Raw genomic sequence first — 11,736 nt, forward strand, 5'->3', positions numbered from 1 at the left:
GGAATCAAGACGCTTCCCTCCCGTTGGTCGCAGCGATCGCTTCGACGATCCGATGTGCAGTCAATTGAGCGCCATCGAGTTCGGCGACGTGGGCGTGGTCGCGAAGGACGACCACCCGCGTGCTGTAGGCGACGAGTTCTTCTATTTCAGAGGAGATGACGATGAGCGACATGCCCTTCTCGCGCAGGCTCTCGATGAGCCTGATGATTTCCGCATGCGCCCCGACGTCGATGCCGCGCGTCGGCTCGTCGAGGATGAGCAGCTCCGGTTCGGTCGCGAGCCAGCGCGCCAGAATGGCCTTTTGCTGATTGCCGCCGGAAAGCAGCCTGATCGGTTTCTCGCGATCCGCGGTGCGGATATCGAGTGCCCGGATGTAGTGGTCCGCGAGACGGTTCTGCTCCGCGCGGGGGATCGGGCGGGTCCAGCCGCGCCTTGCCTGAAGGGCGAGCACGATATTCTCGCGCACGGACAGATCGCCGACGATGCCGGCGGTCTTGCGGTCCTCCGGGCAGAAGCCGAACTTCTGCCGGATTGCAGCACGCGGCGAGGAAAGATCGACGGTCCGGCCTTCGATCTCGGCGGTACCGCTATCGGCACGGTGGGCGCCGAAGAGAATTTCGGCGGTTTCCGTCCGCCCCGAGCCGAGCAGGCCCGCCATGCCGACGACTTCGCCGGCGCGGACATCGAGATCGAAGGGGTCGATCTTTCCGCGGCGGCCAAAGTTTCGAAAGCGGTAGCGTGGCTCACCCGCGACCGGGTCGGAATGGGCGGAATGGATCTCCGTCGCCAGTTCGCGACCGATCATCATTGCGATCAGCTCGCGCCGGTCGAGATCGGCCGCGTTGCGCGTGCCGACCAATTGCCCGTTCCGCAGAACGGTGATGCGATCGGAGATGGCGTAGACCTGCTCCAGGAAGTGGGTGATGAAGATGATGCCGAGCCCGCGTCCCTTAAGGCGCCGCACGATGCGGAAGAGCATCTCCACCTCGTGTGCGTCGAGGCTCGCAGTCGGCTCGTCCAGGATCAGAACCTTGCCGGAAAGATCCACGGCCCGGGCGATGGCCACGACCTGCTGTATCGCTACGGAATAGCTCGCAAGATCACGGGTGACGTCGATGTCCAGTTCGTATTCCGCGAGCAGTTCCCGCGCCTTGCGGTTCATGGTGCGCGTGTCCACCATGCCGAAGCGGCGGGGCTGCCGTCCGAGAAAGAGGTTCTCGGCAACGGTGAGGTTCCCCAGCAGGTTGACCTCCTGGTAAACGGTCCCGATGCCCAGCCTCTGGGCATCGAACGTGTCGCGCGGGTCGGCCTCGGTTCCGTCGAGCAGCATGCTGCCGCCATCCCGGCGATAGGCGCCGGTCAGGCATTTGATGAGCGTCGACTTGCCGGCGCCGTTCTCCCCGAGGAGCGCGTGAACCTCGCCGCGCCGCAGATGAAAATCCACCTTGTCCAGCGCCTTCGTGCCGGGAAAGCCCTTTTCGATCCTTGTGGCCGAAAGGATATTGTCGCTGCTGGTCTGCATGGCTGCCGTCTCTGGAATGCCGCCTGACGAACGAGCGGGCGTCCGTTCGATGGGAATGGCCCGCGGCGGCTGCCGCGGGTTCTAGCTCAGTGCGCTCGGCCCGATAATCGGTGCCGATTTTTCGGGCCGAGCACTGGCGGGATCAGTAGCCGAGGCCCTTCTTTTCTTCGTAGACCTTCATCGGATCATCGGCCTGCGTGTAGAGCTTCGATTCCGTCTGGATCCATTTCGGAGGCTCTTTGCCGTCCTTGAGGAAGGCGGCAAGCGCGTCGAAGGCGGGGCCTGCCATGTTCGGCGTGAGCTCGACCGTCGCATTGGCTTCGCCGGCAGCCATCGCCTGGAAGATATCCGGAACAGCGTCGATCGAGACGACGAGGATGTCCTTGCCGGGCTTCAGACCGGCTTCCTTGATCGCCTGAATCGCGCCCACCGCCATGTCGTCGTTATGGGCGTAGAGCGCACAGATGTTCTTGCCACCGTCCTCGGCCTTCAGGAAGCTTTCCATCACTTCCTTGCCCTTGGTCCGGGTGAAGTCGCCGGTCTGGCTGCGGACAATCTTCAGGTTGTCGTTGCCGGAAAGCGCCTGCTCGAATCCCTTCTTGCGGTCGATCGCCGGCGAGGAGCCGGTGGTGCCCTGAAGTTCGACGACGTTGCACGGCTTGCCCGCGACGGTATCGACAAGCCATTTGCCGGCCACGCTGCCTTCGTGGACGAGATCGGAGGTGACCGCCGTCAGGTAGAGATCGTCGGAGGCGTCGACGGTCCGATCGAGCAGGATGACCGGGATCTCCGCGTCCTTGGCCTCCGCCAGGACTTCATCCCAGCCGGTGGCGACGACCGGAGCGAGAAGGATGGCATTCACCCCTTGCGCGATGAAAGAACGGATCGCCTTGATCTGGTTTTCCTGCTTCTGCTGCGCGTCGGCGAATTTGAGGTCGATGCCGCGCTCTTCCGCCTGCTGCTTCGTCAGGGTCGTTTCGGCTGCACGCCAGCCGGATTCCGATCCGATCTGAGAAAAGCCGACGACCAGTTCGGCGGCCGAAGCGCTGCCGAAAGTGCAGGCAGCAAGGATCGTTGCACTCGCAAGTGCCTTCACGATTTTCATGATTTCCTCCCAAAGAAAGCTGCTCTTCCATGCAGCTGATCGAGAAAAAATCATACTATATTACTTTTGTAAACTCACTTTTGCTGACGACGGGACGCGCCGGTGGATTCGCCCACAGATCGTGCAGTGCGCGAGACCGGAAGTGCATGCCGGCGCGCGGTCAAAGGACCGCTAACGTGCGGTTCGGAATGGTCCCGCGGTAGAGTTCGTGGATTCGCAGTTTGTTTTCCAGCGCGATGATGATCTCTTCGCTGAAGTCCACACCGCAAAGCGCCGCTATCTCGGGGAGACCGCCCGGCGTGAAGACATTGGCTTCCAGCACCTTGTCACCGACTATATCGAGCCCGACCAGGAACATGCCGTCTTCGATGAGCTTGGGGCGAAGCCGTTCCGCGATCTCGAGAATCTGAGGCGTAACGGTCGCGGCTTCCGGCTTGCCGCTCACATGCATGTTCGAGCGTACGTCGCCCTCGGCGGGAACGCGCCGGAAGGCGGCGTAGACGCCGTCGCGCTCGAGCGGCCTGCCATTCAACAGGAACAGACGAATATCCCCGGCGACCGCGTCGGGAATGTAGTTCTGCGCGATCAGGTAGCCGCCGCCGCTGGCGACCTCGAAGATCTGGTTGAGATTGGCCTCGTCCTTGGAGTTGATCTTGAAGACGTTCTTGCCGCCGGAGCCTTGCAAGGGTTTCAGGATAGCCCCGCCCGGATGATCCTCGATGAAGCTGCGGATCTCCTCGATGCTTCTCGAGATCAGGCTGGTTGGCCGGATGATCTCGGGGAATTCCTGAAAATAGAGCTTGTTCTGCGCGAGCGACAACCCGTCCGGGTCGTTTACGACCAGAATGCCGCGCGCCGCGGCGAGCCGCCCGAAATTCGTGCCGACATAGACTGCCCAGGGCCGCGTGTCCGCGTCTTCGGAAGGGTCGTTCCGCAGGAAAAGCACCTGAACCTCACGCAAATCGAGCGTGGTGATCTGCGCCTGCTCTCCCTTGAGCGCTGTGAGCAGCGTCTCCGGCTTCTTCGGCTTCGTGCCTTTCAGCGTCGTTGCGCGGATCAGGAGGCTGTCGTCGGGGCGCAGCACGAAATCGCCCGGCGTGACGTAGCAGACCTCGTGACCGCGTGCGAGCGCCGCGAGCGCCAGCCATGTCGTCGTGTAATAGGGGGCTTCGCCTTCGATGGAGTTGACGAAAAAAGCGATGCGCATGTGAGCCGCTCCTATTGCCGCAGCATATCGAGTGGAGCCATCCGCTCGCGCGCTCTGGCAAGCCGCGACGGCGCTTCCGGACCATCCAGAAACATGGGTCGAACCGAAGGACCGCCGAGCAGACCACGGGCATGAAGTTCCTGCATGACGGCAAAATGGGAGGCGGCGATCTTGCCCATCCAGAAGGGCTCAAGCGCGCCCCCGGCTGCGAGATGATCGAGGAGTTCCAGAAGGCCCCGCAGGTAGATCGCGTCCTTGACGAGGCCACCGCCGCGATATACCCGCAGAACGACGTTGAAGGCGTCCGCCCTCTGGAATCCGTGTTCCTTGACGAGCAGGCGGTACACCTCCGGCAAGGACGCGCCATCGATCATCGCGGCGCAGGCGAGCACACGGGCGGCGAGGAGACGCAGCCGCTCGCCGGTCATTCCCCCGAAAGATATTCCGCGAAGACCGCAAGGCCCTCCTGCATTCCTTCATACCCGGCAAGACCGGAGCGAAACAGGCGAAGCCCCTGCGCCGATCCATTGAAATAGGTCAGGAGGTGAACGCCGATTTCGTGGCTGAGGATCGGATCGACACGACCGGGCTCCATGACCGTGCTGCGCGCGATCAAAAGCCGCCTTCCCGAAACCAGCAACCCGGCGGGAAGATCGTCCCGCACCTCCACGAGCGCTTCGAAGCCCGCATACTGCCGGGCATATGCGGCGATCATCTCGCCCGCCCGCATTTCGACGAAACGGCTGTCGGCACGGCGTTCGGCGGGCGCTTTCGGGTGCGCGGCGATTTTCCGGGTGCGGGCGAGGATCTCTTCGGCCGCGCGCAGGAGGTCCGGCTCGACCGGACCGTACAGTGCACGGCCGAACTCGATGAACTTCTTCGTTTCACGGGCGGAGAGCATCGTCAGCTGCAGATCGACTTCCTGCTGCTTTTCACGGTAGAGCTGATAGAGCACCGGGTCTTCGAGGTGATCGAAGGGGATCGAGAACAGCGTCTTCTTTGCGGCTTCGATCTCGATGATCAAAGGCCGGTAGAGGAAACGCGGCGCGCGCGCGAAATCGCTCGCCGCGAATTCGCTCCAGGCGGCTTCCGCGTTTATCGGCGTGACGGCGAGAAGAAAATCGAAGCTCGAGGCGACTTCGTCGACGCTGCGGTCGGTGCGCTCCACGGCATCGATGAATGCCTTTCTGCCGAGGGCGCGATGGGTCGGGAATTCGAGGCTGCGCGTCGACCGGGCGAAGGCGGCGAAGGCGTGCAGGGCGGCATCGAAGATGCTCGCGATCAGCCGCTCGCGCACTTCCGGGAAGATCCGGCCGGAATTGCGCTGCCGGTAGACCGGAGCGAAACGAACCCGCATCGAGGGGAATGGCAGATCGAGCGTCTCTCCCTCCAGTGCGGAATCCTGCGGCCGTTCATGGAGCTCGACCCGCGGCGTTCGGAACTTCGCGGGGATCGCTTCGACGGCCTCGACGAAGGCCATTGCTGCGGCTCGGATATTTGCCTCGGCCCCGGCCATCACTTCGACCTTGAAGGGCGGCAGCAAAGGCGCATGGTCGGTCAGGAGCTCATCCTGCGCGAGTTCGTCCATTTCGAGCACCATGAAGGCGCCGAAGCGACGCTCGAGCAGTTTTCCGATTGCGGCGACGATAGGTTTCGCCGTGGCAGCATCCGGGGCGAGCAGGTGGGAGGCGTTCGCGCGGACCACTTCGCGCGCAACGGGTGCCCCGTCGCTGCCGGCCAAGTGCACGCAGAGAAAGGGCAGGGCGCGGTCGATGTGGAGGCGTCCGCCGCCTTCGAACTCCTTGCGCACGGCCCTGCCTGCCTCGATTGCGACCAGCGCCTCCGCCAGCCAATCGGGAGGATCGACCCCGGCCTCGATGGGTATGCGCGCAAGCTTCATCGACCCTGCTCCAAAGCGTCGTTGAGTGCCGGCAGCGTCGAGGCGAGCAATCTTCTGAGCGCTGCGAGCACTTCGGGGCGCGGCTCGCCCGTCCACTCCTCCATGAAGACCTTCTTGAATTCGACGGCGATGGCACAGCCCGTGTCGGGGAAGTGCTCATGGATGAAGCGCGTCTGTTCGCCCCGCCCCTGAAAGGCGATGTTTTCGCGCACGTCCAGTGGCCGGCCGGGAAAATCGAAGGAGCGAAGCGCCGCCATGAAGCTGTCGACCACGTGCGCCCATTTTCGGCGGTCCATCGAGATTGTGCCGATATTGATGTCCGGCGCATCGGTCGAAAGCGTCGGCTCGGCTTCCGGTCCGGCACGGCGATGATTGTAGCTGTGAACGTCGATGACGACAAAGCGTCCGTGGCAGCGTTCGATACCGGCAAGGAACGATGTCAGCATCGCATAATACTCGTCGTGCATGGAAAGGGATGCATCGACGAGGGTCTGCGGCGGTTCTTCCGCCCACAAGTCCAGGCCCCAGGCCTGTTCCGGCCGCAGGTAGACTGCGCCGCCGCGGGGACGATTGATGTCGACCTCGAACCGCGAACGATGGACGATGATCCGATTGGCGAAGTCGCGGATCAGGAACTCGGTGAAGGGATCCTCCTCCCGCAGACGTTCTTCTTCGGAAATCGCGAAGATGCGCCGCACCGCGGCACGCGTGGCATGGCCGTCGTGAATGGCGGTCGCGACGACAGGCGTATCGCCACGGTGCTGGGTCCACCAGGCGGATGTGGCGGATGGCGTCAGATCCAGCAACTGTTCAGAGGCAAGATTCATGTCCGTCGCTTCCGCGGGCGCGTTCACGGATTAAAATTCCGGATCGCGATTTCGGTTCCAGGCGCCTCAGGCACGATTGATCGTCGGAAGGAGGAGTTCCACTTCGCGCTGCATCTGCGGCGACAGCGTCTCGATGTTCGTCCTCCAGAAGTCTTCCGCCTCCTTGGGCTCGTTCTCCCAATTCCTGACCGATGTCTGGTTATCGTCGATGACCACCCGGCGATGGCCGCCGAGGCGCAGGTACTCGGTCGCAAGTTTACGCGCGTTCGTCAGTTCCATGGCTCTACTCCAGGTCTTGAGTTTCGCGACGCCAGCCGGCTGCCACATATTCGAAAACGCTCCGGGCTTCTGGACGTTCCCGGTCCATTGCGACTTTGATCCTGCTCCCGATTCTACCGGTCCGGAGGCAAAATCCGGTTTGACGCCAACGACTAAGCCATCAGTCTCATGACGTCAGAAGCCGGTAGGCCAGATAGGCGACGGCGAAACTTGCAGCAAAGCCGAGCGCCACGAGGAACCCGTTTCGGAGCAACAGGAGCGAGCCCTTCATGAACGGATAATGCCTGACGCGATGGCATCCTTCGCGTCAGGCGTCTTTCGTCAAAGGCCGCAGAAAAATCTTATCCGTTGTCCGATGCGTTCCTCATGCCGCCTCGAGGCCGACTTTCTTGGGCTCGCCTTGCGGGGTGGGGGCGGTCTGCCTCAGGACACCCGGAAGGTTCTGGTAAATGTCGAGATAATCGCGTGTCATCCGTTCGGTAGTGAACCGTCTCTCGAAGCTTTCGCGAACCTTACGCCTGTCGAGTTCCAGCACCCGTTCGAGGCTTTCGATCGCTTCGTCGACCGTGTCGACCAGGATCCCCGACACGCCGTCGTCGATCACCTCCGGCGCCGAGCCATAGCGGAAGGCAAGCACCGGAGTGCCGCAGGCCATCGCCTCGATCATCACGAGGCCGAAAGGTTCCGGCCAGTTTATCGGAAAAAGGAGTGCTGCCGCATTGCCGAGGAAGTCCGCCTTCTGGTTTTCGTCTATCTCGCCGATGTATTCGACGTTGGAATGGCTTGCGACGAGAGGTTCGACGACTGCTTCCCAATAGGCGCGATCCTGGGCGTCGATCTTCGCAGCGATCTTCAGAGGCATGCCGGTCCGTGCGGCGATTTCGATCGCGCGGTCGGGACCCTTCTCCGGTGCAATGCGCCCGAGGAATGCCAGATACGCGTCAGATCGTCTTTCCCGCAGCGCCAACACCGTCGGGTCCAGTCCATGCAGCACAGTGCCCCTCCAGTTGACCGGCGGCATCGGCGCTCGCTGGTGCTGCGATATCGAAACCAGGGGGATATCGGGGAAGGCGAGATAGAAGGGTTGCAGATCGGGCAGATCGAGGCGTGTATGAAGTGTCGTCACCGTCCTGTCGGCGAAATCTCTGATCAGGGGGAAATGCAGGAATTCGATATGGAAATGCAGAACGTCGAACTGAGGCGCGCGGCGGCGGACCTCTTCCAGCATTGCGATGTGATGGGGAAGGAAATCTTGAACTTTCGGATTGAGCCTGAGCGCGACATCGCAACAGGGCACCAGCTCGGCACTTGTAAGCGAATCGCCGCTGGCAAAAAGGGTCACGTCATGGCCCAGCCTTACGAGTTCTTCGGTCAGGCAATGGACGATTCGCTCCGTGCCTCCGTAAAGCTTCGGCGGGACGCGTTCTGCAAGGGGTGCGATCTGCGCAATTTTCATCGCTCAACTCCTGATATCGAGGGGCGTCGGCAGGACGTACCTCGGCGATAAAAAGGATGTTCTCACCCCTGCACAATTGTCGGAGAGCCGCTCTTGTTCCGGAGTGCCGGCTGTGTTTGCAGAGTTGGACCGCGCGCACGCACCTGCGGCTGCATGGCCGTCCGCCTTACAGCCGCAGGGAAGCTGTGCGCGCCACTTCTGGTAGCGATGGCGTGACGATAATAACCAGGGGTTTTATGATGATGTCGACCAATGAAGAGACCTGAGAACCCATGACCGCAGCTTACGCCGGCCTCTTCCTCGTCGCCTTCGGGGCAGCCACCGTCCTGCCGTTCCAGTCCGAGCCGTTGCTGGTGGGGCTGCTCGCTTCAGGCAAGTTTTCGCTCGTGGCACTTATCGTCGTGGCTAGCCTCGGCAATATCCTCGGAGCCGTATGCAATTGGTTCCTCGGGAGGTTCATCGATCGTTTTCACGACAGACCATGGTTCCCGGTGAAGGAGGCGTCGCTTGAAAGGGCAGGCGGATGGTACCGGCGTTACGGCCGCTGGACCCTGCTTCTCTCCTGGATGCCCGTTTTCGGCGACGCCTTCACCGTGATCGCCGGCGTCTTGCGCGAGCCGCTCTGGTCCTTCCTGATCCTCGTCGCCATCGCCAAGACGGGCCGATACGTCTTCCTTGCCGCGGCCACTCTCGGCGCCAAAGCCGTTCTCGGTTTCTGAGGCGCTCGCATTTGCTATATCCGGACGCCTCTCAGTCTCAGTGAATTGGCGATTACGCTGACCGACGAAAGGGCCATTGCCGCCGCTGCGATGATCGGTGAGAGCAGGAGGCCGAAGCTAGGATAGAGAATGCCTGCGGCGACGGGGACTCCCGCAGCGTTGTATATGAAGGCGAAAAACAGGTTCTGGCGGATGTTCTTCATCGTCGCATGGCTTAACTGCCGTGCCCGGGCGATTCCCTGAAGGTCGCCTTTGATCAGGGTCACGCCTGCGCTCTCGATTGCCACGTCCGTCCCGGTCCCCATGGCAATGCCGACATCGGCCGCGGCGAGCGCGGGGGCGTCATTGACACCGTCTCCAGCCATGGCGACGATACGTCCGTGCTGGCGCAGGCGCGCGACGATTTCGCTTTTGTGATCCGGAAGCACTTCGGCCTCGACTTCTTCGATCCCGAGTTTGCGTGCGACGGCTTTGGCGGTGGTCTTGTTGTCCCCGGTGAGCATGACGACACGGATGCCCTCATTGATCAATGTTCGCATGGCATCGGGGGTTGTCGCCTTGATGGGATCGGAAATCGCGAAGAGACCGCCCGCGCGGCCGTCGATGGCCACGAAAATGACGGTTGCTCCTTCGCCGCGAAGACGTTCGGCTTCTTCCGCAAGGGCTGACACATCGACGCTTTCTTCTTCCATGATCCGGTGGCTGCCGATGATCAGCTTCCGGCCATCGACCGAACCCGTGACGCCTTTGCCGACCGGGCTGTCGAAATCCTCCGCCTTGCCGAAGGTTAGACCGCGCGCCGCCGCGGCGTCGACGATTGCGTCTGCCAGCGGGTGCTCACTCCCCCTTTCGAGGCTTGCGGCCAATTGGAGAAGCTCATTCTCGCCCAGCCCTTCGGTCGCGACGATCGACGTCACCCTGGGCTTGCCCTCGGTGAGCGTTCCTGTCTTGTCGACCACCAGCGTATCTACTTTCTCGAACCGCTCCAGTGCCTCGGCATTCTTTATAAGCACGCCCAAACGCGCGCCGCGCCCTACGCCGACCATGATCGACATCGGTGTGGCGAGACCGAGGGCGCAGGGGCAGGCGATGATGAGCACCGCGACAGCAGCGACAAGGCCGTGAATGAATCGCGGCTCCGGTCCGAGCCACATCCAGGTGGCGAAGGCGGCGACGGCGGTCGCGATGACGGCGGGAACGAACCAGCCGGAGACCTCGTCGGCCAGACGCTGGATAGGGGCGCGCGAGCGCTGCGCTTCGCCTACCATCCGCACGATCCGCGACAGCATGGTATCGCGTCCCACCTTGCCCGCCTCCATGACGAAGCCACCCGTCTTGTTCACGGTGCCGCCTATAAGGTGATCGCCGGCTTCCTTGGTGACCGGCATGGATTCGCCGGTGATCATCGACTCGTCCACCGAACTGCGGCCTTCGATGAGCTTGCCGTCTACAGGCACTTTCTCGCCCGGCCGCACGCGCAGCCAGTCACCGACGGCCACGGCTTCCAGGGGTACGTCCACTTCGTTACCCTCACCTTCGATGCGGCGAGCGGTCTTGGGCGCAAGGTCGAGCAACGCTCTTATGGCGCCGCCCGTCTGTTCCCGGGCGCGCAGCTCCAGAACCTGGCCGAGCAGGACCAGCACCGTAATCACGGCAGCCGCTTCGAAATAGACCGCAACCGCTCCGCCGTCGGAACGGTACGTTGCCGGAAACTGGCCCGGCGCTGCTGTTGCGACGACGCTGTAGACCCAGGCAGCTCCAGTGCCCATGGCGATCAGCGTGAACATGTTCAGGTGCCGCGCGATGATGGACCGCCATGCCCTTTCGAAGAACGGCCAGCCACCCCACAGGACCACCGGCGCGGCAAGGACGAGCTGCAGCCAATTCGACATTTGCGGCGTGAGGAGCATGTGTAGATCGACGAGATGGCCGCCCATCTCCAGTATCAGCACAGGCATTGCCAGGACGAGACTGATCCAGAACCGCCGACGCATGTCGGCGAGTTCCGGGCTCGGTCCTATTTCGTTAGTCGCGATTTCCGGCTCCAGCGCCATGCCGCAGATCGGGCAGTTCCCGGGGCCGACCTGTCTTACCTGCGGATGCATGGGGCAGGTGTAGATCGCTTCCTCTGTCTGAGCGGGGACCGCGCGCTTTTGCGTGCGGGCCTGGTTCTCGTCCTGCGCATTATGGCGGTGATGGTGGTGTCGATCCCCATGATCTTTTTGATCTGCCATCGAAGTCTCCGTTCCGAGTTGGACGCTATTTCAGCGACGCGACGCCGAAGCGGGGATTGACCTCGGTATTCACCCGGGCGGACCCGTTCGCGATTTCTTCGATGATCGGGCAGTCCGGCCGATCGTCGCCGTGACAATGGCCCGCGAGATGCTTGAGCGTCCGCGTCATTTCCTGGATGGCGGCTATCTTGCGTTCCAGTTCCGCGATGTGTTCCAGGGCGACCGCCTTGACGTCGGAACTCGCCCTGGACCGATCGCGCCAGAGGGCAAGCAGTTCCTTGATCTGCTCCACCGAAAACCCCAGATCGCGTGCCCGGCGCACGAAGCGAAGCGTATGGACGTCGTTGTCGCCGTAAGTCCGATAGCTGGACGCGGTTCGAAGGGCGGGACTGATAAGCCCGATCTGTTCGTAGTAGCGGATCATTTTGGAGGAGACGCCGCTGGCCTTGGAGGCTTCGCCGATATTCATGTGTTTCTCCTTTTCTGC

At 62.4% G+C, this 11,736-nt stretch carries 9 protein-coding genes and 1 pseudogene; 1 reads left to right on the plus strand and 9 read right to left on the minus strand.

Features of this window, described 5'->3' with window-relative positions; genetic code table 11:
- Positions 1 to 4: 4 nt before the first annotated feature.
- The 7 genes and pseudogenes from ytfR to N0Q91_RS30160 form a co-directional block, all read right to left on the minus strand.
- Positions 5 to 1,522, minus strand: coding sequence for a galactofuranose ABC transporter, ATP-binding protein YtfR (gene ytfR / locus N0Q91_RS30130; RefSeq protein WP_275599085.1), 1,518 nt, complete (start codon positions 1,520 to 1,522; stop codon positions 5 to 7).
- A 142-nt stretch (positions 1,523 to 1,664) separates the two neighbouring features.
- Positions 1,665 to 2,627 carry a galactofuranose ABC transporter, galactofuranose-binding protein YtfQ gene (gene ytfQ / locus N0Q91_RS30135; RefSeq protein ID WP_004434596.1) on the minus strand — a complete coding sequence of 321 codons (963 nt, stop codon included), beginning with the start codon at positions 2,625 to 2,627 and terminating at the stop codon, positions 1,665 to 1,667.
- A 160-nt stretch (positions 2,628 to 2,787) separates the two neighbouring features.
- Entirely contained in the window at positions 2,788 to 3,834 is a 1,047-nt protein-coding gene (locus N0Q91_RS30140) for a glutathione synthase (protein WP_275599086.1), read from the minus strand.
- 11 nt (positions 3,835 to 3,845) lie between these two features.
- Positions 3,846 to 5,734, minus strand: a pseudogene (locus N0Q91_RS30145) (flavohemoglobin expression-modulating QEGLA motif protein).
- Complete coding sequence (locus N0Q91_RS30150; protein WP_275599087.1) at positions 5,731 to 6,588, minus strand: N-formylglutamate amidohydrolase; 858 nt, start codon at positions 6,586 to 6,588, stop codon at positions 5,731 to 5,733. Before N0Q91_RS30150 ends, N0Q91_RS30145 begins: the two are co-directional and overlap by 4 nt.
- 39 nt (positions 6,589 to 6,627) lie before the next feature.
- Positions 6,628 to 6,840 carry a hypothetical protein gene (locus tag N0Q91_RS30155; RefSeq protein WP_018099148.1) on the minus strand — a complete coding sequence of 71 codons (213 nt, stop codon included), beginning with the start codon at positions 6,838 to 6,840 and terminating at the stop codon, positions 6,628 to 6,630.
- Positions 6,841 to 7,204: 364 nt separating this feature from the next.
- Positions 7,205 to 8,296 (minus strand): glycosyltransferase family 4 protein, encoded by a 1,092-nt coding sequence (locus tag N0Q91_RS30160; RefSeq protein ID WP_102764468.1) that lies wholly within the window; start codon positions 8,294 to 8,296, stop codon positions 7,205 to 7,207.
- Positions 8,297 to 8,568: 272 nt separating this feature from the next.
- On the opposite strand from N0Q91_RS30160, the gene N0Q91_RS30165 reads away from it, so the two are divergent.
- Positions 8,569 to 9,015 (plus strand): YqaA family protein, encoded by a 447-nt coding sequence (locus N0Q91_RS30165; protein WP_018099151.1) that lies wholly within the window; start codon positions 8,569 to 8,571, stop codon positions 9,013 to 9,015.
- A gap of 14 nt (positions 9,016 to 9,029) precedes the next feature.
- On the opposite strand, the gene N0Q91_RS30170 is transcribed toward N0Q91_RS30165, so the two are convergent.
- Entirely contained in the window at positions 9,030 to 11,249 is a 2,220-nt protein-coding gene (locus N0Q91_RS30170) for a copper-transporting P-type ATPase (RefSeq protein WP_275599088.1), read from the minus strand.
- A gap of 25 nt (positions 11,250 to 11,274) precedes the next feature.
- On the minus strand, positions 11,275 to 11,718 hold the full coding sequence (cueR, locus tag N0Q91_RS30175) for a Cu(I)-responsive transcriptional regulator (protein ID WP_026169068.1): 444 nt from the start codon (positions 11,716 to 11,718) through the stop codon (positions 11,275 to 11,277).
- Between the last annotated feature and the right edge of the window lie 18 nt (positions 11,719 to 11,736).

Source organism: Sinorhizobium prairiense, from assembly GCF_029201645.2.
Lineage (GTDB): Bacteria > Pseudomonadota > Alphaproteobacteria > Rhizobiales > Rhizobiaceae > Sinorhizobium > Sinorhizobium meliloti_A.